This is a genomic window from Paenibacillus plantiphilus (genome assembly GCF_927798095.1).
GTDB classification, from domain to species: domain Bacteria; phylum Bacillota; class Bacilli; order Paenibacillales; family Paenibacillaceae; genus Paenibacillus_Z; species Paenibacillus_Z plantiphilus.
Genome location: NZ_CAKMMF010000049.1, coordinates 1 through 24,788, shown reverse-complemented (window position 1 = coordinate 24,788; position 24,788 = coordinate 1). Strand labels below are relative to the sequence as shown.

General features: G+C 49.0%; 22 protein-coding genes. 9 read left to right on the top strand and 13 right to left on the bottom strand.

All coding sequences use genetic code 11. The features are described 5' to 3' along the window. Nucleotides 1-630 precede the first annotated feature (630 nt). The 5 genes from pflA to L6H65_RS25620 form a co-directional block, all read right to left on the bottom strand. Nucleotides 631-1,383, bottom strand: a complete 753-nt coding sequence (gene pflA / locus L6H65_RS25640) for a pyruvate formate-lyase-activating protein (RefSeq protein WP_236347331.1) — start codon at nt 1,381-1,383, stop codon at nt 631-633. A gap of 23 nt (nt 1,384-1,406) precedes the next feature. Then, the gene (gene pflB / locus L6H65_RS25635) at nt 1,407-3,674 is read right to left on the bottom strand and encodes a formate C-acetyltransferase (RefSeq protein ID WP_236347342.1); all 2,268 of its coding nucleotides are present in this window, start codon (nt 3,672-3,674) and stop codon (nt 1,407-1,409) included. Nucleotides 3,675-3,945: 271 nt separating this feature from the next. Continuing rightward, a complete protein-coding gene (gene adhE, locus L6H65_RS25630; protein WP_236347327.1) occupies nt 3,946-6,552 on the bottom strand; it encodes a bifunctional acetaldehyde-CoA/alcohol dehydrogenase in 2,607 nt (868 codons plus the stop codon). Between the two features lie 91 nt (nt 6,553-6,643). After that, nucleotides 6,644-7,255: a molybdenum cofactor guanylyltransferase gene (gene mobA / locus L6H65_RS25625; RefSeq protein ID WP_236347324.1), complete on the bottom strand. Its 612-nt coding sequence runs from the start codon at nt 7,253-7,255 to the stop codon at nt 6,644-6,646. Between the two features lie 264 nt (nt 7,256-7,519). Then, a complete protein-coding gene (locus tag L6H65_RS25620; protein WP_236347322.1) occupies nt 7,520-8,095 on the bottom strand; it encodes a hemerythrin domain-containing protein in 576 nt (191 codons plus the stop codon). Between the two features lie 178 nt (nt 8,096-8,273). Here L6H65_RS25620 and L6H65_RS25615 point away from each other — a divergent pair, with 178 nt between their 5' ends. Beyond that, on the top strand, nt 8,274-9,320 hold the full coding sequence (locus L6H65_RS25615; RefSeq protein WP_236347319.1) for an acyltransferase family protein: 1,047 nt from the start codon (nt 8,274-8,276) through the stop codon (nt 9,318-9,320). A 30-nt stretch (nt 9,321-9,350) separates the two neighbouring features. Beyond that, nucleotides 9,351-10,187: a hypothetical protein gene (locus tag L6H65_RS25610; protein WP_236347316.1), complete on the top strand. Its 837-nt coding sequence runs from the start codon at nt 9,351-9,353 to the stop codon at nt 10,185-10,187. 83 nt (nt 10,188-10,270) lie between these two features. Here L6H65_RS25610 and L6H65_RS25605 read toward each other — a convergent pair whose 3' ends face one another. From L6H65_RS25605 to L6H65_RS25595, 3 genes are all read right to left on the bottom strand, one after another. Continuing rightward, nucleotides 10,271-11,386, bottom strand: coding sequence for a PAS domain-containing sensor histidine kinase (locus tag L6H65_RS25605; protein ID WP_236347313.1), 1,116 nt, complete (start codon nt 11,384-11,386; stop codon nt 10,271-10,273). Next, nucleotides 11,379-12,032, bottom strand: coding sequence for a response regulator transcription factor (locus tag L6H65_RS25600; RefSeq protein WP_290370479.1), 654 nt, complete (start codon nt 12,030-12,032; stop codon nt 11,379-11,381). Before L6H65_RS25600 ends, L6H65_RS25605 begins: the two co-directional genes overlap by 8 nt. Nucleotides 12,033-12,106: 74 nt before the next feature. Continuing rightward, nucleotides 12,107-12,658, bottom strand: coding sequence for a hypothetical protein (locus tag L6H65_RS25595; RefSeq protein ID WP_236347310.1), 552 nt, complete (start codon nt 12,656-12,658; stop codon nt 12,107-12,109). 302 nt (nt 12,659-12,960) lie between these two features. Between L6H65_RS25595 and L6H65_RS25590 the strand changes: the two genes are divergently transcribed. After that, nucleotides 12,961-13,674, top strand: a complete 714-nt coding sequence (locus tag L6H65_RS25590; RefSeq protein ID WP_236347334.1) for a Crp/Fnr family transcriptional regulator — start codon at nt 12,961-12,963, stop codon at nt 13,672-13,674. A gap of 69 nt (nt 13,675-13,743) precedes the next feature. On the opposite strand, the gene L6H65_RS25585 is transcribed toward L6H65_RS25590, so the two are convergent. Both L6H65_RS25585 and L6H65_RS25580 read right to left on the bottom strand, forming a co-directional pair. Next, complete coding sequence (locus tag L6H65_RS25585) at nt 13,744-14,244, bottom strand: hemerythrin domain-containing protein (RefSeq protein ID WP_236347307.1); 501 nt, start codon at nt 14,242-14,244, stop codon at nt 13,744-13,746. A 130-nt stretch (nt 14,245-14,374) separates the two neighbouring features. Then, complete coding sequence (locus tag L6H65_RS25580; RefSeq protein WP_236347304.1) at nt 14,375-15,271, bottom strand: hypothetical protein; 897 nt, start codon at nt 15,269-15,271, stop codon at nt 14,375-14,377. 190 nt (nt 15,272-15,461) lie between these two features. On the opposite strand from L6H65_RS25580, the gene L6H65_RS25575 reads away from it, so the two are divergent. The 4 genes from L6H65_RS25575 to L6H65_RS25560 are packed head-to-tail and all read left to right on the top strand — an operon-like array spanning nt 15,462 to nt 19,524. Further along, nucleotides 15,462-16,943, top strand: coding sequence for a spore germination protein (locus L6H65_RS25575; protein ID WP_236347301.1), 1,482 nt, complete (start codon nt 15,462-15,464; stop codon nt 16,941-16,943). A gap of 28 nt (nt 16,944-16,971) precedes the next feature. Further along, a complete protein-coding gene (locus L6H65_RS25570; protein ID WP_236347298.1) occupies nt 16,972-18,135 on the top strand; it encodes a Ger(x)C family spore germination protein in 1,164 nt (387 codons plus the stop codon). A 35-nt stretch (nt 18,136-18,170) separates the two neighbouring features. Further along, nucleotides 18,171-18,407, top strand: coding sequence for a hypothetical protein (locus tag L6H65_RS25565; RefSeq protein ID WP_236347295.1), 237 nt, complete (start codon nt 18,171-18,173; stop codon nt 18,405-18,407). A 25-nt stretch (nt 18,408-18,432) separates the two neighbouring features. Beyond that, the gene (locus tag L6H65_RS25560) at nt 18,433-19,524 is read left to right on the top strand and encodes a GerAB/ArcD/ProY family transporter (RefSeq protein ID WP_236347292.1); all 1,092 of its coding nucleotides are present in this window, start codon (nt 18,433-18,435) and stop codon (nt 19,522-19,524) included. A gap of 161 nt (nt 19,525-19,685) precedes the next feature. On the opposite strand, the gene L6H65_RS25555 is transcribed toward L6H65_RS25560, so the two are convergent. Further along, nucleotides 19,686-20,564: a radical SAM/SPASM domain-containing protein gene (locus L6H65_RS25555; protein WP_236347289.1), complete on the bottom strand. Its 879-nt coding sequence runs from the start codon at nt 20,562-20,564 to the stop codon at nt 19,686-19,688. A 465-nt stretch (nt 20,565-21,029) separates the two neighbouring features. On the opposite strand from L6H65_RS25555, the gene L6H65_RS25550 reads away from it, so the two are divergent. Beyond that, nucleotides 21,030-21,791, top strand: a complete 762-nt coding sequence (locus L6H65_RS25550; RefSeq protein ID WP_236347285.1) for a CBM21 domain-containing protein — start codon at nt 21,030-21,032, stop codon at nt 21,789-21,791. 91 nt (nt 21,792-21,882) lie between these two features. On the opposite strand, the gene secD is transcribed toward L6H65_RS25550, so the two are convergent. Further along, nucleotides 21,883-24,084, bottom strand: a complete 2,202-nt coding sequence (secD, locus tag L6H65_RS25545; RefSeq protein WP_236347281.1) for a protein translocase subunit SecD — start codon at nt 24,082-24,084, stop codon at nt 21,883-21,885. A 28-nt stretch (nt 24,085-24,112) separates the two neighbouring features. Continuing rightward, a complete protein-coding gene (locus L6H65_RS25540) occupies nt 24,113-24,493 on the bottom strand; it encodes a hypothetical protein (protein ID WP_236347278.1) in 381 nt (126 codons plus the stop codon). Between the two features lie 75 nt (nt 24,494-24,568). Here L6H65_RS25540 and L6H65_RS25535 point away from each other — a divergent pair. Beyond that, the coding region (locus L6H65_RS25535) for a hypothetical protein (protein ID WP_236347276.1) at nt 24,569-24,788 on the top strand (220 nt) is incomplete at its 3' end.

The window sequence follows — 24,788 nt, the reverse complement described above, 5'->3', positions numbered from 1 at the left end:
CTTGAATGTATTTCACCGTCTGCAATTTAAACTCGTCGTTATAATGCTGCCTCGTTTTCCCCATTGTGAACACCTCACCTTTTATTAGGATTATTATCTGTCCAACGTTACGAGGTGTCCAATTTTTATTCTAACTGCATTTTCCGCCTTATGGATGCAGCCAAAGAGCATTCTGCGAAGACTTGTCATCTGCAAGAAAATTTTTCAGCGTTACAGCGCACTTCGATCCTCTTTTCCGTGCTGTAACACGGTACTCCCGCTCTATACAGCGAATTTCTGGACTGTCCTTCTTTACAGCTTGGCTTTATACGAAGACAGGAATAAACCCCCAACCCTATTTTCATTCTAGAGGTGATGTCACCCGACATCATGAGAGTTTTTGCAGCAACTTCGACTGTGTTCAGCCCCTTAGGATGTATGGGATATACTTTTGCAGGTGCGATAGATAGCAAGTATAGGTGGAGCTTGCAGCTCATGTTTCATCGGACTTTCTCATCAGCCTGAAATTTCCGAGCTGTAGTTGTAGTGCGGGAACCCAGGCAGCCGAAGCCCGCAGCCTTGCTCTAAAATAAGCGAAAAGGCCGTCCCAGCAAGTAGCAATCTACTCATGGAACAGCCTCTATTCAGTTGTTACAAAGCGCTGCTGCGCTCTCGCTCTACACACTCTGCTTTCCCCAGCTCTACCAATGTGCGCGCGCGTTCCATCTCCTCCGAGGTCGGCGCTGCCACCCCCTCAAGCGGGTACTCTCTGCCTAGCTGCTGCCACTTATAGACGCCCATGCGGTGATAGGGCAGCAGCTCGATTTTCTCCACATTGTTAAGCGTCCCAATGTACTGGCCTAATGCTGTCAGGTCGCTGTAGCCGTCTGTGACACCTGGTACGACCACATGTCGGACCCAAATTGGCTTGTTTTTGCCCGATAACCAATTGGCGAAGCGCAGAATCCGATCATTAGGCTGGCTCGTAAGCGCTTGGTGCTTCTCCCGATTGATCTGCTTCAAATCCAGCAGCACGAGATCGGTATGCGCGATCATCTCTTCCGCATGCAGGGGATCACAGAAGCCTGATGAATCCAGCGTCGTATGCAAGCCCCAGCGCTCCTTGCAGGCTTTGAACAGCTTTGCCACGAAGGGCGCTTGCAGCGACGGCTCTCCGCCAGTTACAGTAATTCCCCCGCCAGACCTGCGGTAGTAAGCGAGATATGGCTCGATTTCCTTTAATACATCTTCGACTTCCACAAGCCTGCCCCCGCCTGTATCCCATGAATCAGGATTATGGCAGTAAGCGCATTGCAGCGCGCAGCCCTGCATGAACAGGACGAATCGGATGCCCGGGCCATCAACTGTGCCGAATGTTTCTATCGAGTGGATACGACCTTTCATACCGGCCACGCTCCTTGCTTATATTATACCGAACCGTGGAAGGTTCGATTGATGACATCCAGCTGCTGCTCTCGGGTTAGTTTAATGAAATTGACCGCATACCCGGAGACGCGAATCGTAAGCTGCGGATAGTTCTCTGGATGCTCCATCGCATCCAGCAGCTGCTCGCGTTCAAATACATTCACATTCAGATGGTGACCGCCTGTTAACGCGTATCCGTCCAGCATCGCGACCAGATTGACAACCTGTGATTCGCGTTCCTTGCCCAGCGCTTTCGGTACAATGGAGAACGTATTCGAGATGCCGTCAAGACAGTGCTCATACGGGATTTTGGCAACAGAGCCCAGTGAGGCTAGCGCTCCCTTGCGGTCACGGCCATGCATCGGATTTGCGCCCGGAGCGAACGGCTCGCCTGCTTTGCGGCCGTCTGGCGTGCTGCCGGTTTTCTTGCCGTACACAACATTGGAAGTAATCGTCAGCACCGACATGGTCGGCACTGAATCCCGATAGGTTTGATGCTTGCGAAGCTTGTTCATGAACGCTTCGGAAAGCTCCACCGCAATGCTGTCCACTCGATCATCATTGTTGCCATACTGCGGATATTCACCCTCAATCTCGAAATCGACGACCAGACCCGTCTCGTTGCGAATCGGACGAACCGCAGCGTATTTAATAGCGCTCAAACTGTCCGCAACAACCGATAGCCCGGCAATCCCGCAAGCCATCGTACGAACAATCTCTCTGTCATGAAGCGCCATCTCAATTCGTTCGTAGCAGTATTTATCATGCATGTAATGAATAACATTGAGTGTGTTCATATATAGACCTGCCAGCCATTCCAGCATATGATCGAATTTCTTCATCACATCTTCATAACTCAGCCTATCACCGGCAACAGGCTGTGTCGCAGGTCCGATCTGCACGCCGAGCTTCTCATCCACACCACCGTTGATTGCGTACAGCAATGCCTTAGCAAGATTGGCGCGGGCTCCGAAGAACTGCATCTGCTTGCCAATTCGCATAGCGGAGACACAGCATGCGATGCCGTAGTCATCCCCATAATAAGGACGCATCAGATCATCATTCTCGTATTGGATGGAGCTCGTCATAATAGACACCTTAGCACTGTATCGTTTGAAAGCTTCTGGCAGCTTCTCTGACCAAAGCACCGTAAGGTTCGGCTCTGGTGCAGGACCGAGATTATAGAGCGTGTGCAGGAAACGGAAGGAGCCTTTCGTCACTCGCGTTTCGCCTGATATGGACATCCCGCCGATTGATTCTGTAACCCAGGTCGGATCACCGCTGAACAAATCATTGTAATCAGGTGTCCGCAGAAACTTAACGATGCGCAGCTTCATGACGAATTGGTCAATAAGCTCTTGGGCAGCAGCCTCAGTGATTGTCCCTTCCGCAAGATCCCTGGCGATATAGATATCAAGGAAGCTGGACACCCTTCCAAGACTCATGGCTGCGCCATTCTGCTCCTTAACTGCCGCCAGATAGGCAAAATACAGCCATTGCACCGCTTCCTTCGCATTCCCAGCTGGACTGGAAATATCAAAGCCGTACGATGCAGCCATCTTCTTCAGCTCCTGAAGCGCCCGAATCTGCTCGCTTAGCTCCTCTCTTAGACGAATAACGCTCTCCGTCATCGTGTCTACCTCCAGCTGAAGCAGATCGCTCTTCTTGCCTGCAATGAGCCGATCCACGCCATATAGCGATACACGACGATAGTCGCCGATAATTCTGCCGCGGCCATAGGCATCAGGGAGGCCGGTTATAATACCGGCTCTCCGAGCATTGCGCATATCAGTGGTGTAAGCGTCGAACACCCCTTGATTATGCGTCTTGCGAATTTCTGTGAATAGTCTGACTATCTCGTCGGGAAGCTTGAATCCATAGGCTTCACAAGCATCAACCGCCATCTTGATCCCGCCGAATGGCTGGATAGAACGCTTCAGCGGTCCATCCGTCTGCAAGCCAACGATCTGCTCTCTGTCCTTGTCAATATACCCCGGCGAATGCGCTGTTATCGTGGAAACTGTGTTGACGTCCACCTCCAGCACCCCGCCGTTCTGCCGCTCCTGACGCATGAGCTCCAGCAGCTGATTCCACAGCGCCTTCGTTGCCTCTGTCGGCGGCTGCAAAAATTTCTCGTCGCCATAATACGGTGTCACATTCGTATCGATAAAATCCTTGACATCGATCTGCCGCTGCCATTTGCCGCTGTGAAAGCTTCTCCAGCTATCATCCGACTGTCTGCCCTTCAACTCTTTCTCTGTCACTGCCATTTCTGGCACCTCCTGATCTTCATTGACGGCCTGCAGCCGCCACTTCCGAACGATGAACTGCGCTTGTCCTCTATAAACTGGACCTGTCATTGCACACCTTGCGATTTACATCTGACTGTCGCTAGAATCGACTATAGAACGCACTCCGGAATCATCCGCCTGTCACTAGAATCGGCCATAGAGCACACTGCGGCATACATCCACCTGTCCGCCTGTCGCTAGAATCGGCCATAGAGCACACTGCCGCATACATCCACCTGTCGGCCTGTCGCTAGAATCGGCCATAGAACGCATTGCGGTATACATCTGCCAGCTCGGTTACGAGCGGCATGCGCGGATTTGCAGTGGTGCATTGATCCTCGAATGCGCGATCCGCCAAATAATCGACTCTGGTTTCGAATTGCGCCGCTTCAAAGCCAAGATCCTGGAATCTCTCCGGAATGCCGAGCGATTCGTTAAGCTTGCGAATTGCCTGAATCAAGCTGTTGACGCCTTCCTCTGTCGTGCGGGCTGGAAGTCCGACAATTCTGGCGATTTCCGCATACCGCTGATCAGCAATGAAATGGTCGTATTTCGGGAACGATGCGAATTTCGTCGGCTTCTGCGAATTATATCGGATGACATGCGGCATCAGAATCGCATTCGTGCGTCCGTGTGCCGTATGATATTCACCGCCCCATTTATGGGCCAAGCTGTGATTGATGCCAAGGAAGGCATTTGCGAACGCCATGCCTGCAATTGTCGATGCGTTGTGCATTTTCTCCCTCGCATACGGGTCAGCCTTATGATACGAATCCTCCAGATGCTTGAATACGAGGCGAATCGCCTGTAACGCCAAGCCGTCCGTATAATCGCTTGCCATAACCGATACATAGGCTTCAATCGCATGGGTCAGTACGTCCATGCCTGTATCCGCAACCGCAGTCTTAGGCAGCGAGTATACGAATTCAGGGTCGATAATCGCCACATCCGGCGTCAGCTCGTAATCGGCCAGCGGATATTTCGTATTGCCTTCCTTCTTATCCGTAATAACGGCGAACGATGTTACCTCCGAGCCGGTTCCCGACGTCGTTGGAATGGCGACGAACTTCGCTTTGCGGCCCAGGCGCGGATATTTGTACACCCGTTTGCGGATATCCAGAAACTTCTGCTTCAACGAATGGAAGCTAGTGTCCGGGTATTCATAGAACAGCCACATCGCCTTCGCTGCATCCATCGGCGAGCCGCCGCCAAGAGCGATAATGCAATCGGGCTGGAAGCTCTCCATCACCTGGGTTCCCCGCTGCACAGTCTCTACCGACGGATCCGGCTCGATATCGGCGAACACTTCCAGATGCACCGGTGTATTGCGCTTGCGCAAGTAATATTCCAGCTTCTCGACATAACCAAGCTTCACCATCATTGCATCGGTTACGATCAGTACACGCGTTATGTCAGGCATCTTCTGCAAATATTGAGTGGAGCCCTTCTCGAAATACACTTTGTTCGGAATTTTGAACCATTGCATATTCACAGTCCGATGCGCGACACGCTTAATGTTGAGCAGGTTAACCGCCGTAACGTTGGAGGTCGTCGAGTTATGTCCGTATGAGCCGCAGCCTAACGTCAGCGAAGGCAGGTTCGTGTTGTACAGATCGCCGATTGCGCCATGTGTCGAAGGCGAGTTGACGATGACGCGGCCGGTTTTCAGCTTGGCGGCAAACGCGGCAATGACTGCATCGTTCTTCGAATGAATGACGGATGAATGGCCCAGTCCGCCGAAAGCTACTACCTCAGCTGCACGGTCGATGCCCTGCTCGGCATTTTTCACTTTATAGCAAGCCAGTACAGGACTAAGCTTCTCCGCCGATAGCGGATGGGCTTCCCCGACGCCCTGCAGCTCCGCGACCAGAACCTTCGTGTCGGCTGCAACTGTAATGCCGGCCATCTCTGCGATTTTGACAGCGGATTGACCTACAATGACAGCATTGACGGCACATTTCTCCGAGTTGATCACGAGCTTCGATACAGCCTCCGTCTCCGCTTTGCTCAGGAAGTGGCAGCCGTTATCCTTCATCAGCTTCTTCACGCTGTCATAGATCGCTTCCTCAATAATTACCGCCTGCTCGGAGGCGCAGATCATGCCGTTGTCGAATGTTTTGGACAGAATCAAATCGGTAACCGCTTGATTGATGTCCGCGCTCTGCTCGATGAAGCACGGCACATTGCCGGGCCCTACCCCAAGCGCCGGCTTGCCTGTGCTGTACGCCGCCTTAACCATCGCGGAGCCGCCTGTAGCCAGTACGAGCGCAACGTCAGGATGATTCATCAACAGCTGCGTCGCCTCCAGCGATGGCCGCTCAACCCATTGGATACAATGCTGTGGAGCGCCATTCTTAACAGCTGCGTCCAGCAAGGTGCGCGCAGCCTCCGAGCTGCTGTTCTGGGCCGAAGGATGGAAGGCGAATATGATCGGATTGCGTGTCTTCGTCGCAATGAGCGCCTTGAACATCGTCGTGGAGGTCGGATTCGTTACTGGCGTCACACCGGCGATCACACCGACCGGCTCCGCTACCTTCTGGAAGCTCTCGTAGGTGTTGTCTTCAATAACACCGACGGTTTTGTCATATTTGATGCTGTGATAAATGTATTCTGTAGCAAAAATATTTTTCGTAATTTTATCCTCGTACACGCCTCGGCCTGTTTCTTCAAATGCCATTTTCGCAAGAATCATGTGACGATCAAGACCGGCAAGCGCCATCGCCTGCACAATATTGTCCACTTGCTCCTGATTAAGCTTTAGAAATTCCTCCTGCGCCTTCATCGCCTTGGCCACCAAGGCATTAACTTCGTCCTGAACAGAATGCTGATCATTGGCTTTGATCTCTTTAACAGCCATAGTATCTCTCCTCCTGGTATGGAATGTTTATCCTGTTGCTTGTATTCATCGTACCCCATTCAACATGGTGCAGCTATGACAAAAATCACTGTCATTTCATAAGCTGCAGGCCTGCCCGCTTCAATAGGTCCTGATACTGCTCCCATGTACGGATATTCTGAACAAACAGCGTATCGATCCCCTTGCCTTCGAACATATAATCATAGGCCTCGACCCATGCCAGCTCCTTTAACAAGCCAATCATTTGACGCTCCCCGCGCTCTATTAGGGCAAGAGCTTCCTCAGCGCAGTCCTTGTCATATATGCCATGCAGGGGTGAAGGAATCCCGCAGATTACCGGGACCGCTGCATCGAACCTGCCCTGCTGAAGCCCGAGAAGCAGCAGGGCGGCTCGCGCTGACAGGAAGGGCATGCCGCAGCCGACAACCCAGACAGCCCTGTTCCTTGCCAGGCTTAATCCGGCGTGCATGCCGCCAAGCGGCCCCTTCCCGGGATAATAATCCGTAATGATACGCACATCTCGATCTACAATACGCAACAACGGCCTCGGATCCTCCGCCGCAACGATAACCTCTGAGCATATGCTGCGCATCTCCCGAACTTGCCGCTGCAGCAAGCATTCACCGCCAAACTCCAGCAGCGGCTTGCATGCCTCCTTCATTCTTCGCTGCGGACCTCCTGCGAGTATGAGCCCTGTCAGCATGCTCCTCGCCCCTTTCCCTTAGTCAGCTTTCTTTTGTCCATCTCGCAGTTCCTGCTCTGGTCCCCTTACCTTGCAATCTCCGCAAATCCAATTATCTCCAACGTCTCCATGCCCGTTTGTTTTCCCGCATTCATTGCACGTAATCATAGGATCACTCCATTCCATCTCATTGTTTCCCTGCAAATAAAACGATTGCCGAGAATGATATCATATATTGAACCATTAGCGCTTCAGGCTATGCCGTGATAAAAATCACATGATCACCTATGAGAATAAATAATCGATATCTGTAAGGATTTCTTCTGCCAGCGGATAGATCAGCTCTTCCTCCATATGCAAATGCCCCTTCAGAATCAGGCAGCCCTGCGTCAACTGATCCGATGCATATTTCAATTCATGGATAGTGATCACATCGTATTGTTTCAGACCGAGGGACAGCATCCGAAGCACAGAACCGCATTGTTCATAGAAGGCGTCGAGAAACTGAATAGCCAGCTCATAGTCCTTCTCCAGCACCCACATGGACGGCAGCATCGTCGGTTCAATCTTTTTGCTGAAATATCTGGAGAGGACGGGGAACAGCTCCTGCTCCTCCCACTTGGAATGCCGCTCCAAATTTTGTTTCAATTGAGCAACCTTCTCGCGCAAACCTTCAAACTGCTGAATGACACGCACGCTGCCGCCCGTCGCCGTAGTTCCTTGATTCAGCTGACATAATGCAGCAACCTCCTCCTTGAGACGATCATGATCCTCCTTCAACTTCATCGCCAGCATCATAAAGACGCTTGGTCTTGCGGAATTTAAGGGCTCCAACTGCATTCCCGCATCACGTTTATACATCACGCCACCTCCACCAGAATCATCCTAGCTTATATCTAGAAGCTTACATGAAATAATGAGCCAGCGAAGTGAGAAACATCACAATTTCGGCAGTGATAACGATCACAGCTTTCCAAATGCTTGCAGCATTAGAATGAATAAAGCAGGCAAGCCAAATAACAGCAGGAGATGAATGCCAATGCACAACCTCAATCTCGATGATCGAAAAGGGGCGCTTCACACCTATATGATGAATGTAAAATTCATTCTGATCGCCCTCGTCGTGACCGCGAATATGCTGGAGCCTGTCGTAAGCCGCAACGCTTCAGCCTATGCCCTGTACGAGGCCATCTATCTGTTTCACATTCCCGTATTTGTGCTCGTTATGGGCTACCTGGCCCGCGAATCCCGGCTCGTTCAGGGGGATCAGGTCAAGCATCTGATGATTATCGCTTACCAGTATGTGCTGTTCCAAAGTCTATACACGCTCGCAGATGCTTCTTTCTTTCATGCGGAAGGCATCTTGCATTCGTTCTTCATGCCCTACTCTCTCCTATGGTTTCTGTGCAGCCATTTCTGCTGGAAGCTGCTGCTCCCGTTGTTTCTGAAGCTGCGGTATCCGCTGACAGCCTCCATCCTGCTGGGCGTAGCCGTCGGCTATATCCCATGGGACGGCAGCTGGATCAGCCTGTCCCGCACCTTCGTGTTCTTCCCCTTCTTCCTCATCGGATATCGGATGAGAAGATCGGGCAGCTGGCAGGCAGCAGCCAGACATTGCCGGCCAATTGCCATTGTGTGTGCCGCAGCGGTGACAACGGCTTTATTACTGGGCCTTCGCCTTGACCCGGGATGGCTGTACGGCAGCCTAACCTTCACAGAGCTTGGCCAGCACAGCTGGTATGCCGGCATCTATCGGCTCGGCATATACGCGCTAGAGGCTGGTGCTGCTGTCTGCTTCCTTGCCTGCGTTCCATGGCGCAGCTCAATGCTGACCGATTGGGGGAAACGGACATTGTTCGTATTTCTGCTGCATGGCTTTATCGTCAAAGCGGTCATTGCAGCTGGCTGGCTTCAGTCATTGGACGGTTCTATATGGACAATACCGCTACTCATCGGAGCCGCCTTTGCCTTGACTCTGACCTTATCCCATCCCCGTGTGGAGCTTGTTGCCAAAGGGTGGATGGAGCCCGCCGCAGCATGGCCGTTGAAAGGGATGCCGGGCCGATCACAGCGTACGACCAAATGACCTTCTGTAACGCCCGCCAACTAAGATACAGTGGATTTCGGACTTCTTAACGGCTGTGGGAAGAGTGAGCCTGCATTAGATACCATCGCTGCCGAGAATCAGCCCAATCAATCAACACAAGAGGAAGCACAATCTGATTTTATAGCGATGGGCAAAACACGCATTGCTTGGGATGGCAGCAATAACGAAGAAGAGTTTGAAGCAAGTTATCGCATTCAAGACCATCTTCAGTTAAAGTTTCATACCGAAGATGAGGAAATGCTGCTGGATTTGACCAAGGTTGCTTTTCCGGACAAGATGGAAGTAATTGCCCTCCAAGAAGGAGTATCTGCTATAGCGATTAAATTGAATGATCACGAGCCGGAAGCTACGATAGAGCTTCCAATCAACGAGAGATGGGCTTATCTAATCATTGGCAAACAAAGCGGAAAACTTGCTGTATTATTAAACACGATCGAGGATAAGACTCATCAAGAGAACAACTATCAAATTACGTTTGATAGAAAGGGATATTTCCAGATTATAGATAACCTTACTCAGTTCAAGATTGATTTTAATGTTGAAATCGATGATGAATACGAGCATTTCTACCGCCATCTTTCTGAGGATGCGAATTCAAGTCAATTCCAACCCACCAAATGGTTTACACAGATCAATCCTGTTCTAACGAACAGTAATTTCGAAATCGAGTATATAAAAATGGTTCCCGGCGTTCGAAGCCGAAAGCCACTTGGATTTTTCAGCTATCATTACAGCTGGATCGACAATCAGTTTGCATTGACGAAGGAAACCTTCTTTACCGCTCCCGGAGTTTTTATCGAGAATCCGAAGGTATTAAAGGAGCAGCAGTTTACTCCGAAAAAGTAAGTTCCAGCGAAAAAAGAACCTTAGCCCACTGTAACAGTGGAGCTAAGGTTCTTTTTCACCCCCACTATAAAGCGGGAAACTGCCTATACTGTAATCGGAATCGTCAGCCTTACCTCCGTGCCCTGCCCCGGCTGAGAATGAAGCTCGAAACGACCGCCAACTGCTCTCGCCCGCTCCTCCATGCTGAAGCGCCCGACGCCCTTGAAGCTGGCCTTCGGATCGAAGCCGATTCCTTTATCGATAATCCGAACATTCAGCAAGGAGTCATTCTGCTGAATCAGCACTTCCGCCTCTGACACATCGGCGTATTTGGCCGTATTGGTCAACGCCTCCTGAATGACCCGATAAATCGCCGTTTCCTTCATGACGTCGAGCCGCTTGCGCAAATTGCAATCAAACTGTACCGCAATGCCGTAATGGGAAGAGTAATTGTCGATATAAGTCCGTATTGCAGGCACGACGCCCAGATCGTCCAGCACGGATGGGCGCAGCTCCCATGCCAAGCCGCGTACATCCTCGATAATGTCCGCTACATTTTGCCGGATCTGTGCAAGTTCGGACTCATCCTTCTCCTCGCTCGCAATTAACCGGTCAATTCCGATCAGCAGTGAGAAGAGGCTTTGACCGATGCCATCATGGAGCTCGCGTGAGAACTTTCGCCGCTCATTCTCCTGAATCTGCATTACCTGCGTCATCATTTCCTGCAGCTCCTCTTCCACCCGCTTGAGCTTCGTCACCTCACTGCGAATGGCAAGGAACTGATAGGGCACACCGTCATCCCCAATAAAAGGGACGATCGTCGTATTCACCCAATAATAGGAGCCATCCTTCGCCCGGTTGCGTATCTCTCCGAACCATACTTCCCCAGAAGTAATTGTCTCCCACAACGAACGCATAAAGTCTTTGTCATGCAAGCCGGAGTTAATAATCCGGTGGTCATTTCCGATCAGTTCGCTGCGCTCGAACTGCGAGATTTCGCAAAATTTATCGTTCACATATTGAATTTTGCCTTTTCCATCCGTAACAGCTACTATCGATGACTCATCTAGCGCAAACTTCACATTGGCAAGCTGCTTGAGCGACTGCTTCAATTCGCTGCGAAAACGTTCATCCGCGATATTCTCATCCAGCCTCGTCAGCAGTGTATTCACATATTGGCCGATTACTTCGGATTCACTTCTCCGCCGTTCCTTATTCAAACTGCAGCAGCCCCTTCTTCACCGCATATTTGATCAATTCAGGTCTCGATTTCAGCCCCAGCTTCTCCATCACATTGCTCTTGTGCGTCTCTACTGTCTTCACACTAATAATGAGCTGCTCAGCAATTTCCTTATTGGCGTATCCCTTTGCCGTCAGCGACAGCACTTCCTTCTCCCGCTCAGAAAGCGCCTCATACAGATCGCCGCTCTCTCCTCTTCGCATGCGCTCCATATACTCATTCATGAGCCGCTTGGTTGCGGTTGGATAGAGATAGGCATTGCCTTCAGAGACAGATCGAATGGCAGCCAGAAGCTCCTCATGCGGAGCGCTCTTGAGCACATAACCCGATGCGCCGGCGTGAATAGCGCGGAACAAATATTCATCATCGTCATGCATCGTCAGAATAAGAACAGCGGTATCGGGAAATTCGCTATTCAGCTCCGAGGCAGCTGTAAGTCCGTCCTTGCCATGGGGCATGCTCAGATCCATCAGTACGACATCCGGCCGCAGCTCGCGCACAAGCCGAATCCCTTCATCACCGTCTGCCCCTTCACCTACTACTTCAATATCTTCCTTGCCACTAAGAAGCAGCCGCAAACCCGACCGCACCATAGCGTGGTCATCTACAATGATGATCTTGATCATGCGTAACCTCCAGCTGCAAACGCAATAATGATTTCTCTTTTATTATAGCAAACTTTTCCCTCTATCGCTTATATTCAGCTCATTTCATCTGCAGTCATACCGCTCCAAACAGCCTTTATCGCGGTCAAGCTTTCCTCCGCTGCCAGGCGTTCACAGTCACCATAGACATCGCCAGCTCTTCTGCCCAGAAGCAGCAGTCCGCCGATGATCGGTCCATCCAGCTTCAGAAGAGGGTAAGCCGCGGCGGTGACCAGCCGTTCTGCCAGCATTGCCGGGCAGCTTTCTACCGCATTCAAATTTACCGTCGGAGAGCCACCTCCTCCATGACCGATGTCACAGGAAACTGAGCCCGCTGCCGCGCCGTGGCGGTATTCTCTTCCCAGACGCAGAGCCATTCCGGCCGGTCCGACGCCGGGTGTGATCTTCATTGTCAGAATTTTTCCATTCCGGCTTCCTGAGATGAATGACCATTTCATATATCGGCTCATTCGATCATGCAGCGCCAATGCTGCCAAATCACTGTTCGTCAGCAATCGCAGCCTATCAAGCACAAGCATTAGACGGTCATGATCCCGTTCTTCGCGAAGCAGCATCGCACCATCACCCGCCCTTTCCGTTCCTGTCATTCCATTAAGTCGTTTGTAGTCTCTATTCTATAGACTTATGAACCTTTTGTAAGTAAGGGAACTCCCTGATTGTCATTAGGGGTACGAGCGCAAAGGCACGGGTCGCCTCGCAGTATCGATAGGGCTGCTGTGCGGGAGGTGTGATTTTCCTCACTGCACAATCGGGGAAGTTCCCCGTGAAAGATCAGGTGCTACCCCGATTACAAAACCGGCTCGACTCCATTATGATAGGTATAGAGCGATACAAGAGAAGGTGGCGAATGGTGATGACCAAACAAGCGTATAACTTGCAGGAAGCACACATGAATGCAGCGGCAGAGCTTAACGATATCGGAATTTCGAGCTTATTCTCAGCTGAGAATATGGAAAGACTGAAGGGCATCATGTATGCCAAATCAGCCAAGGCTGGATCTCACTTATTCTGGGAGGGCGATACAGCGGATAAGCTGTATTATGTCAAGCAAGGCGCTGTTCGCATTACCAAATCGGCTGATAATGGCCGTACACTGACCTTGTATCTTCATACACATGGGGATCTGTTCGGTCAGGTCGACCCTTTCCGCGATTCCGTGCACAGCTTTAACGCAGAGGTGACCGAGGATAGCGAGATTGGCATCATACAGCAGAAGGATCTTGAGGTGCTCTTGTGGCAGCATGGAGATCTCGCGGTAGAGTTTATGAAGTGGATGGGCTTGATGCACCGCATGACGCAGAGCAAGTTCCGCGACCTTATGATGTACGGCAAGCCGGGAGCATTATGCTCGCTGCTCATTCGTCTCAGCAATACGTACGGCACTTTGCAGGGCGAGCAGATTCATATTCATATGCGGCTTACGAATGCCGAGATGGCTGACATGGTCGGGACAACGCGCGAGAGTGTGAACCGAATGCTCAGCGATATGCGGAAGGATAACATTATCGAGATGCATGACGGATCGATCATTATTAAAGATCTGGGTTATTTGCGCAATGTATGCCACTGCGAGAATTGTCCGAAGGAAATTTGCCGCATGTAATGCAGCATGCAACAATAAAGCCGCGCTGGATATGGGGTTAGATCCCTTCCTTGCGCGGCTTGCGTCATTCTAATACCCATATAGATTCGAACGGTCCACCAGCTCCCCCACCATCACTTCCTCCATTCGAAAATGCTCCTGCAGCACCAGCAGCGCCTGATTCAAATACGATGCCATCTCATGTGCTTCATACTTCCGTACAGGCGCACGCTCCACCGCGTCGACGAACGCTTGAATGAATTGCTCTGCGAGCAGATGCTCCTGCTCAATGAGCGTGAATTGATCCAGCGCTTCGCCATTGTACACGGTGATCATCGGAAACAGCGTTTCTTCCTCCCATTTTGCATGCAAATCCAGTTCCGTTTGAAAGGTAAACGCTTTGGCTCTAAGCTTTTGCAATGTTGCCGTGTCGATCACAGGCAGCTCGCCTATTCTCTTCGCCATACGGTGCAGTGCATGCAGCTCCTCCAGCAGAGCCTCATGCTCCTCCTTGAGATTTTCGACCGCCTCTCTCCAATCAAGCCGAGGTTGAATGACATTCGCAGCGAAAGAAACCTGTAATTCCTTCATAACGCATCCCTCCGTTAGTTCAGCTGTTCTGCTCTCTACAAGGTGTCTGCCCTTGTATGGCTTGCTTTTAACTATAAGGGAGTTGCCTGGCGCAGACTATGATGAAAGTCACAGGAACGGGCTGAATGATTCAGAAATTTGTCTCCTTTAACAACTTGGGTTCTAGCATCATAACACCCTTGGCTGTAAAAAATCCTTCTTGCCGCAATACAAATTCATCGCCATTCCAATTATAGGTGTAGCGAAAATAACCTAGAGAATGTACCCGACTATAACCAGGGATCAATTTCACAAGATTAATCTTCGCGCCTCCCTCATCATCGTTTATGAAATCAGCTTCCGCAAACCATAATAATGATGTAGCGAACTGTTTTTTCATGACTTCCGTGTTTTCCACGATTCTATTGAAGATAGGCTCCTCACCTTCATCAACAACTGCGTCGGTTACTACACTGAAAGCCGTCATCTTATCTGTAAGCGTGAACTTTCTTTCCCCTTCATATTTAATTTCATAATTGTTTGGCTGATTTGCTGCATGATCTGTTGTGTTAAAAACCGGCATGAGTTTATTGTCCTTAAATGCCCATATAAAAACCATCAATTTGTGCTCCATAGGATTGAGGCCAGCATCACTAGTACCCGCTCCGCTAATTTTCACTTCCAGACCCGGGGTTGATTCGTCTAGCTGAACAATTTCACATGATATCGGCGATCCGTTGCCTCGAATGCTAACCTCCTGCTTCAACCCGTCATACTCAACAAAAATTTTCATCGTGTTGTCCGTTACAACGGATACTTTGAGAGTCTCAGAGTTCCCATCTTTATTCCAATCCGTGTTCTCATTTAGCAGCATTAGTTCACCATTTGTTTCAGGGAGCGTCTTGACTTCAGCATTTTCTGCTGGTTGTGAGGCATTGAGATTGTGCGCAGCAGTAGTCGAAGAGTGATCCTGTACTTTCTCAGATGCGCAGGCACTGGATACCAGACCTAAGCCTATTACCAAGATAATGATTCCTAACTTGTTCATGAACAATCCCCCACAAAATGTAATTTCATTATTTAAACGCTCAAAAACTCAAGTTTGTTTCTTAGAAGCTTAGAAAAAGCAGCTTCCCGCTGAATCAAAAATTGGTCCGCCCACGCAATGTTAGGAATAGATAGCCTCAACCTATGTAAATACTGTTAACATACCTTGGAAAAAAGAAGGCGAGACACCTATGATCTCACGTTCATTAACCGACAATCGAAGCAAGCTTGAATCGATATTTTCCGATTGCCGCGATCTTGTCATGCTGCCCTGGCGATATGGGACTGATATGAAGTATGAAGCACTCAGTGTCTATTTTGAATCGCTTGCAGAGCCTCGGGATCAGAGCTTTATGCGTAACACTTTGCAAAGCATGGCGGCTCAGCCCCTCTGCTCGGCAGATACCTGCATGGAGCAGACACGCCTATTTTCCTTCTTCGAGCAGCATGGAGCATCGATCAATGACGGCGTAGTAATCGATGATTTCCAGCATGCCGAAGCTCAGCTGCTGCTGGGCAATGTGTTGATTTTTCTTGACGGCTGGAACAAGGCGATTATGTATCAAGCCAACAATGTCAAAGCAAGGCCAGTTGATGAGCCGTCCAGCGAATCGGTCGTCAAAGGTCCGCGTGAGGGCACCGTGGAGAATATGCGGACGAATGTAGGACTGCTGCGTTCGAGACTGCAAACATCGCAATTCAAACTTAAAAATGTGGTCACTGGAGGTAAAACCCACACGAATGTCCTCTACGGGTATGTAGAAGACGCAGTTCCACCTCATACATTGGCAGCATTCATGAAACGCATAACGAAAGCGGAAGAAATGGAAATATTGGAAACCTCCTATATTGAAGAATTGATTGAGGATGCGGTTTATTCCCCGTTTCCCCAGCATCGCTATACGGAACGACCGGATTCGGCGGTTGCGGCGCTTCTGGAAGGCAAGATTATTGTCTTGGTCGAAGGCACGGGATCCATTCTCGTTTGCCCGGGGTTATTCACAGAATTTTTCCAAAACAGCGAGGACTACTATGAACGAACGATCATCTCAACCTTCATCCGGCTGCTGCGTATAATCGCCTTTTTTATCGCGCTGCTGCTTCCAAGTGTCTACATTTCGTTATCAACCTTTCATCCCGAGCTAATTCCGACCGTACTGCTGCTGGCGGTTCTGGATACCCGAGAGGGCATCCCCTTTCCTTCTCTGGTTGAAGCGGTTATTATGATGCTTTCTTTCGAACTGCTTCGAGAGGCTGGCATACGTTTGCCCCGACCGGTCGGATCGGCCGTCAGCATTGTAGGCGCGCTTATTATCGGGGAAGCTGCAATCAATGCCGGGATCGCTTCACCCATTATGGTCGTCATTATCGCTGTTACAGGGATCGCTTCCTTTTCAATTCCACAATATGCAATTGCGATTGCGCTTCGTCTGTTGCAGCTCCCACTAATGCTTCTAACTGCGACTATGGGCATTTTCGGCATGATGATCGGGCTATTGTGGATAACGCTGCATCTGGCTTCATTAAAATCATTGGGCCAGCCCTATTTGTCTCCACTCGCACCGCTGCGGCTGGGACAATTGGCAGACACGCTTATCCGCAGCCCTCTGACATTGTTGAACCGTTCTCCCAGAAGAGCGCACAACCGCAACAATCCGAAGCAGTCCTCATAAACCTGGTAATGAAGGAAGTGGATGGACAATGAACAGTCGAATGATAGCAGCAGCCCTTCTCCCTATCCTACTCCTGACAGGTGGTTGCTGGGATCAAGTGGAGTTAACAGAACGGGGATTCGTCATGGGTGTCGCAATCGATCTTGCCGCGAACGGAGGGATCGAATTGACCGCTCAAATCTATAAACCGCAGCAAAAAGCGGGAGTAGGAAGCAGCAATCAGGGACAACCCTACGCCAATATCACAACCGTCAATAGCAACATTTTTGAATCGGTTCGCGACATCCCGACCCATCTTGGCCGCCGGGCTCAGTGGAGCCATCAGCGCGTCATTCTGATTGGCGAAGATTTTGCGAAGAAACACAATATTTCGGAAGCTCTCGACTTCTTTAATCGGGATCACGAGCCCCGTCAAACGAGCAAAATATTTATTACAAAGGGAAAAGCGAACCAATTCTTTAAGAAGAAGCCCTTAATAGAGAACACGATCAGCCAGCAATTGAAGCGGATTCAAGAATCGACGGCGAAGTATTCAGCCAAATCGATGAATGTTAATTTGTTCATGCTTAATTTGCAGTTGGAAAGCCAGACAGGGTTTGCGGCTGTCCCCTACATCAGTCCGGATAATTCCCAGGACCAATCGATAGCTCTCAAAGGGCTGGCATTATTGAAAAATGGCAAAATGATCGGAGCCCTCTCACCGATACAAACGGAACACCTGAACATACTACTAAATAAATATAAAAATTCGATCATTGAAATTCCTTGCGAACAACAAGTCGGTGGAAACCATCCGCTGGATGAATCCCTCGAAGTCGTATCGCTTCAGACAAAAATTAAACCAAAGGCATCCATGGAATCGATTCGTGTGCATATTGCGGTTCAAATAAAAAGCTCCGCCGGGGAATTGCTCTGTTCGGATTTAAGCACAACCAAGGGTGAAAAAAAATTCATCGAAAAAGTGCAGCTATTAGTGGAGCAAGAGCTCCGGGCTCTCACCGACCAGCTCCAGGCGAGAAAAATCGATATGCTTGGAATCGGCAATCAAATTTACCAGATGAATCCAAGGCTATGGCGGAGCCTCAAGCCGAATTGGGATGACCATTTCCAGCGTGCCCATTTTACCTATGACATCAGAATTTCATTAATAGATACCGGCATGCTTATCGGCAAATCTTCCGTCTCCAAATAAATGTAGTTTACGGTTCTATCGAGGAGTGTGCATCCATGCTGGAGAAAGTAATCGTTATGATCGTGGCATTCGGACTTGTGATCGTCTATGATCTGCCCAACTATCGGCGAAATAAGAGACGCGAGCGTATTGTTTATTGGACGATGATGATGATTGCTGCTTATTTGGGCCTCGATTTCATGCTGAATATCAAATTGCCTCATGCTGACGAGCTGCTGGACATCACTTTCACTTGGCCGGCCCGAATGATATTCGAGGCGCTGCAAATTTAATCGATGCAATAAATGAGGTGCTGTGATGAACCAACAAGATTTGATTACTTCCGGGCAGATGGCGTTTCTGTTCTTTTCCTTCATGACCGGCTCATCCATTGTTAACGTCCCGGGTCCGGTTATCGGGTTTGCTCATAATGGCGCTTGGATCTCTCTGATCATATCGAACCTGATCGGGCTGCTGTTATTGACCTGTCTCCTGATGCTGCATAAGAAGCATGCTGGCTTAACCTTGGTCGAGTGCAGCCGCAAGGCGGTGGGAAGCTTCGTTACCGTTCTGCTGACCGTTCCGTTTATCTTCTATCTATTTCTCATGGTCACCTGGATTGTGATCGGGGTAGGCGGATTTATGAACAGCTCGATGATGCGGGAGACGCCTAGTTATATCTTCCATTTTTTCATTCTCGTTACCGCTGCTTGGACCGTTCGTGCGGGTATGGAAGTTATGGCACGCATGTTCGTCTTATATACGATTATCGTCCTGTTCTTTGTCTTTATCGTATTGGCACTTTTGTTCACTAATTACAATCCAGACTTTCTGTTGCCTATTCTGCCAGACGGGATTAAGCCGGTTATGCTTGGCAGCTATTTCACCTTTGGGTTTCCATTTGCGGAAATCGTCGTTTTTTCCATGCTCCTCCCTTATGTAAACAAGGAATCGTCCTCCAAGCTCCCTAAATATATGGTAACGGCTCTTATCTTCAACGGTTTCGTACTTATTATGACTACCCTGTGTACACTTATGACTTATGGCCCGCTAGCAACTAAGCTGCGGTACCCTTTATTCGCGATTTCAAGACTTATCGATTTTGCCGATTTTATGCAAAGGATAGAGTCCGTCGTCGGAATTTCATTGATCGCCGGCTCCTATATGAAAGCCACCATCGCATTGTTTGCCCTTAATTTGATGATGTCCCGGCTGTTCAAGACGCAGGATGAGCGAGTATTTATTTACCCGATTACATTGATTTGCTTCTGCCTATCCATCGTTATGTTTGACAGTCAAGCGGAATTCGATGAGAAGGTGAGTCTCGTATGGCCGCTGCTGAATCTGACGCTGGCCGTCATACCATTTCTGATCATTGCATCTGTAAGCTTTATAAAAAAAGAGGGGTGAACTCGTCACCCCTCTTCATCAAACTTCCAGGCAAAGGGAATGATTCTGGAGAAGCGTCAGCGCTCGCCTTTGTTCCCGGAATTCCACCATAACAACTACAATTCAAGAATTCCGGGAACAACAGCGATCGGAAGAACATTCCCTTACATAAGAACATTCCCTTACATACTGAACCGCTGTCTGTAGCCGCATTTGCGGCACAGCTCCTCGACGACTTCCCTTCTGGAGAAGCCATCGTACAGCCGGGTCGCCCGCTCATCCTCGATAATTTCAGAGAACGGCTTGTCATGGACATTGCCGAGATTAATAACACCTTCGCCGTCCAGGCAGCAAGGAACGACCGTTCCGTCTACGAGAATAGCGGCCTGATTGCGGAGCGCATGGCAGAAGCCCTTGCCTTCGTCCTCCTTCTCCTTCAAATCCGGCCATTCAAATTCATGATCCTGATTCAAATAGATCCGTTCCGCGATCTTCAAGCCGCCGCCCCGAACAAATTTCTCCTCAATCCGGTAATCCAGCTTGAATTCCTGCTCAATCGCCTCCAGAATCTCACGGTTCCGATTTCGCTCCTGATTGGTTGCATTGTCCTTTGTAAGGTTCCATAGCCGCAAAGAAATAAGCATATTGCTGGTCTCTGCCGCCTCTCTGGCAAAACTCAGCACACTGCTAATATATCCTTCCTTATCCGTAGACCCTTCATGCCCGTCAAAGCTGTGAAGGGAGAAATTCATTTGCCGCAGAGCCGGCTTATTCAGCAGCTTGTGCCGATTCTTCGCAAGCAGCGTCCCATTCGTCGTGATATTGACCTTGAACCCTTTTTCATGCGTAATATCGAGCAACTGGTCGATTTTGGGATGAAGCAGCGGCTCGCCCTTCACATGATAATAAATATACTCTGTATGCGGCTGTACTTGGTCCAATATTTTCGTAAAATCTTCAATTCCGATAAACTTCGCCTGCCGTTTCGTTTGCGGACAGAAGCTGCAAGCCAGATTGCATACACTTGTAATCTCAATGTAAAACTTTTTAAACTTTTTCATTTATACGATGCTCCGATTCTATCAGTAGATCAATCTATTATAACAAGGTGATGAAGGATACGAAAGCTAAGTTTTGCTGGGCAGCGAAGCGTGTCATACGCGAGAGAATTACGCTCTCCGAGACCACAAACCACGACTTTTTCACCAACTTCGTAGGCGTACACTCCCCTTTTAATTTACATTTTTTTAATTAATGTATATATAATTATGCTTCTTATATACTATTTACAACCTTGTAAGACATATGTAATATTGGTAGCAGGAAACGATTTGGATACAAAAGTTTCCTTACTTGCTTTTTCTCAATTAATTATAGAAAGGAGTGACTACGACTTCGCTGAAACTATTTTACGATGAGAAAGGATGCTGTCAGTAGCGAATGTTTGAATCAGCCGGGCCGACAAAAGGCTTCCGGCGCAGATCCATGAAGTAATCCATTAACTGAAAAGAGGAGAGGATTATTGCATGAAGTCAATTAAAAAATTGCTCACCAGTTTTGTTATGCTAACATTGATTATGGGAATCTCTTTTGCCGGGTCCGCATTCGCCTCCGGAGAAGTGAAGCTCATTCAATCCAATCTGTACCTCTACAAATACGGCTATGTCGGGTTCAGCGGAGAGGTCGAAGTTCAGAATATCGCCCCCACCAAGACAGTGACTGTCCATTATACAACGGACAACACCAACTGGTATTCAACAAGTGCAAGCTATGTCGGCCCGACTAGCGGCTCCTATGAGAAATGGAACTTCGCTGTTTCGACAAGCTCCATAAACAACACCAACCCGGAACTGCTCGGTCTGACATTCATTAAATTTTATATTGAGTACAACGTATCGGGATCGACATATTATGACAATAACGGCGGCTCCGACTACTACAATGAACCGTTCAGCTTCGGGCCAGGCTCCACCATTCTGGGCGCGCCCAATGTGGTGAACAACTTCGGACAGGTGACGAGCAGCACTAATTTCAACGGCAGCGTAACGGTCAAAAATATCGCTTTTGCGAAGACGGTAAAAATCCTTTACACCACTAATAACTGGGCCACGACGCAAACCGGCTTTGCATCCTATTCCGGTGCGGCCAACAATTTCGGTTCGGCCGAGTTCTGGAACTACTCGTTCACCGTGCCTGGCGGCAGCACAGTCAAGTACAAAATTGAGTACACCGTAGGCGGCAGCACCTATGTCGATGACAACTACGGCGCGACGTATACAGCGACATAGTAACAATATTATAAAAGGCGGCTGAACAGGGCATTCCCAGTTCAGCCGCCTTTTCAATGAATCGGAAGTGCTGTCGTGAACGGATCCGTTCTTAGTGGGACGGCAGTTCTCCCTTGTCCTGCTTCTCTGCTTCCTCTTCAATAGATGCCTTCTTGTTGATCTCCCTTTTCTTCATGATCAACCATAGCTGGCTCGCGATAAAGATCGTCGAATAAATACCGAACACCAGTCCGAGCGTCATTGCCAGCGAGAACAGCTTGATCGATTCACTTCCCAGCACGAGCAGAATGAGCGATGCTACAAGCACTGTAATACCCGTATTGATCGAACGGGACAGCGTTTGCGAGATACTGACATTCACCAGATGCTCCAGCTGCTCGAACGTTTTAATTTTGGCAAACCGCAGATTTTCCCGAATACGATCGAAAATAACGATCGTATCGTTAATCGAGTAGCCGATAATCGTAAGTATGGCTGCAACGAATGGCAGATTGACCTCCAGCCTGAAGATGGAGAACACACTGACAACCATGAAGGCATCATGGAACAGCGCAATAATGGCTGCCAGAGCGAACCGCCATTCAAAACGAAGCATGACGAGCACAATGATACCTATGCTTGCAATAATGATTGAAACAATCGCCTTAATACCGAGCTCCTGTGCGATACCAGGGTCGACAGTATTTTCCTCAGGGGATACTTTGTCCCCATATTGCGCCTTAAAAAGCTCAAGCACACGATTCACATCACCATCTGCATAGTTCAATACTTTGTCAAAACGAGCCGTAATGCGCGAATTATTATCTCCGCCTATCGTCAGCGTCGCGGGCGCGAGACCTGCCTCAGCAAAAATTTGCTCCGCACGCTCCTTCGTAATCGACTGGCCGACGGAAATATCCAAATTCGTCCCTGCCTTGAAATCTACGCCGTAATTCAGATTAAATGCCAGCATCGTCACGATACCGATAATCGTAACACCGATGGACAAGGAGAAAAATAACTTGCGGTGCTTCACAAAGTTGAAAATCCGATAAAATTGTTTCGTTTCTTTGCTATTGTCTGAGAGCGACGCGATATCTGCCGCTTTAACACCCATTAACTCAGACTTTTTGACCATGCCGCTTTTTATTAAGAGCTGCAAGAGGAATCTGGAGAAGCCAACATTCGTCAGCATACTAAGCAAATTGCTTAGAATAAGCGTTAGCGCAAAGCCTTGGATCGCACCTGTTCCGATAAAATATAACACGGCAGCGGCTACGATTGTCGTTACATTGGCGTCCATAATCGTACGGAACGAGTTCTTGGAGCCTGCCTTCAACGCGGACAGAAGACTTTTCCCGCTGCGCATCTCTTCCCTGATTCTTTCAGCCGTAATTATGTTGGCATCTACCGCCATCCCGATTCCGAGTACAAAGGCAGCAATACCTGGCAATGTTAGCGTTGCATTCATCCAATAGAAGATGAGAAGCAGCGCCCAAGAGTACACAATTAATGTAATGCATGCGATTACCCCGGGAATCCGATATAGAATGAGCATGAACAATAGAATAAAGATGGAGGCCAGAGTGCCCGCCAGCAAGGTTTGATCCAGAGACTGCTGTCCCAGAGTCGCCCCGACAGATTGCGTATATTTCTCTTCAAGCTTCAATGGAAGTGCGCCGAGATTGATGACATCCGCAAGCTCCTGTGCTTCTTCTTTCGTGTAGGAGCCCGAGATCGTTGCCGACCCATCGGTCAAAACAGCCTGCACAATTGGAGCTGACAGTACTTCCTCATCCAAATAAATCGCTAGAGGCTGCTTGTACAGCTTTTTCGACACGGCCTCCAGCTTGCTTTTTTCCTTAACCTCAATCATGATCATCGGTTCATTAAGCTGATCGTAGGAAACTACGGCAGCACCCTCGACGAAATCGCTTCCGTGCATCTCGACAGTGCCATCCGGGCCACGGAATGTCAATTCCGCAGGCTTTCTCATAATTTCCTTTACCTTCTCATGATTGGACACACCCGCAATTCTGGCGCGTATCCGATTATCGCCTTCGGGCGTTACCTCCGGCTCTGCAACACCGTATGCGTCAGCTCTCTTCTCCAAGCTTTTAGCCGTCTCCCGCAAGGCTTCCTTCGTAATTTCTCCACCTTCAATAACGGGCTTGGCTTCATACAGTATTTCAAATCCGCCCTTCAAATCAAGGCCTAATTTAATGCCATCCAGTATAGAAGGCGTTGTAATGCCGATGATCGTAAAAGCGATAATAATTGCGGCAAAGAATGCTGTGACTCTTTTGATAATCATGGATTTTCCCCTTTTTCTTCAAGTATCTTCACACAATTCTGTTCTGAAGAAGACGAAAAAAGGGAGCCACGAAATTCGACGTAAACTTAATAGGATCAAGCAAGAGATGCTTTAATGTAATCGCAATGCAGGAATAAAGCATAATAACGGCAAGAATCAGTAAATAAATGGAGTAGAAGGCATGTACCTTATCAAACAAAATAGAGCCGATATAGGTATAGTATGCGCTGTCCCGCTGTTTAACCGCATTGCTGATTACCGTCTCATACTTCTCCGTGAGACTAGTTGAGCTGTCAGCCAGCACCATGTCGCCTGCATCCAGTAGTTGTGCGGCCAATGGGAAGGAGAGAATAAGACCAATCATATAAACACCGAATTGCAAGCTTCTCGCATAGTGCTTAGAAGTCAAAATTATAATTCTCCCTCCCTTCATTACATACGTCTTATACTGTATCATCATATACGATCTTTGAAATAGGAGCAAATGATTACAATTACAATCAAAAAAAGCGCCCTCATCAGGCACTTCTTCATCCTATATACACCTTCAAAACTGGATGCGAAGATATTGCATGAACATACTTTAGCTGGTTTTGCTCTCTGGAAGGAACCCTTCCGAAAGCCATATAGGATAAGCCCTCGACCGATTAGTATTCGTCAGCTGCATGCATTGCTGCACTTCCACCCCGAACCTATCAACCTGG

What these genes read in the sequence shown, in the direction of transcription:
- pflA (WP_236347331.1), bottom strand. Translation starts at nt 1,383, where the DNA reads ATGAAAGGTCGTATCCACTCGATAGAAACATTCGGCACAGTTGATGGC.
- pflB (WP_236347342.1), bottom strand. Translation starts at nt 3,674, where the DNA reads ATGGCAGTGACAGAGAAAGAGTTGAAGGGCAGACAGTCGGATGATAGC.
- adhE (WP_236347327.1), bottom strand. Translation starts at nt 6,552, where the DNA reads ATGGCTGTTAAAGAGATCAAAGCCAATGATCAGCATTCTGTTCAGGAC.
- mobA (WP_236347324.1), bottom strand. Translation starts at nt 7,255, where the DNA reads ATGCTGACAGGGCTCATACTCGCAGGAGGTCCGCAGCGAAGAATGAAG.
- L6H65_RS25620 (WP_236347322.1), bottom strand. Translation starts at nt 8,095, where the DNA reads ATGTATAAACGTGATGCGGGAATGCAGTTGGAGCCCTTAAATTCCGCA.
- L6H65_RS25615 (WP_236347319.1), top strand. Translation starts at nt 8,274, where the DNA reads ATGCACAACCTCAATCTCGATGATCGAAAAGGGGCGCTTCACACCTAT.
- L6H65_RS25600 (WP_290370479.1), bottom strand. Translation starts at nt 12,032, where the DNA reads ATGATCAAGATCATCATTGTAGATGACCACGCTATGGTGCGGTCGGGT.
- L6H65_RS25595 (WP_236347310.1), bottom strand. Translation starts at nt 12,658, where the DNA reads ATGACAGGAACGGAAAGGGCGGGTGATGGTGCGATGCTGCTTCGCGAA.
- L6H65_RS25590 (WP_236347334.1), top strand. Translation starts at nt 12,961, where the DNA reads ATGAATGCAGCGGCAGAGCTTAACGATATCGGAATTTCGAGCTTATTC.
- L6H65_RS25585 (WP_236347307.1), bottom strand. Translation starts at nt 14,244, where the DNA reads ATGAAGGAATTACAGGTTTCTTTCGCTGCGAATGTCATTCAACCTCGG.
- L6H65_RS25580 (WP_236347304.1), bottom strand. Translation starts at nt 15,271, where the DNA reads ATGAACAAGTTAGGAATCATTATCTTGGTAATAGGCTTAGGTCTGGTA.
- L6H65_RS25575 (WP_236347301.1), top strand. Translation starts at nt 15,462, where the DNA reads ATGATCTCACGTTCATTAACCGACAATCGAAGCAAGCTTGAATCGATA.
- L6H65_RS25570 (WP_236347298.1), top strand. Translation starts at nt 16,972, where the DNA reads ATGAACAGTCGAATGATAGCAGCAGCCCTTCTCCCTATCCTACTCCTG.
- L6H65_RS25565 (WP_236347295.1), top strand. Translation starts at nt 18,171, where the DNA reads ATGCTGGAGAAAGTAATCGTTATGATCGTGGCATTCGGACTTGTGATC.
- L6H65_RS25560 (WP_236347292.1), top strand. Translation starts at nt 18,433, where the DNA reads ATGAACCAACAAGATTTGATTACTTCCGGGCAGATGGCGTTTCTGTTC.
- L6H65_RS25555 (WP_236347289.1), bottom strand. Translation starts at nt 20,564, where the DNA reads ATGAAAAAGTTTAAAAAGTTTTACATTGAGATTACAAGTGTATGCAAT.
- L6H65_RS25550 (WP_236347285.1), top strand. Translation starts at nt 21,030, where the DNA reads ATGAAGTCAATTAAAAAATTGCTCACCAGTTTTGTTATGCTAACATTG.
- secD (WP_236347281.1), bottom strand. Translation starts at nt 24,084, where the DNA reads ATGATTATCAAAAGAGTCACAGCATTCTTTGCCGCAATTATTATCGCT.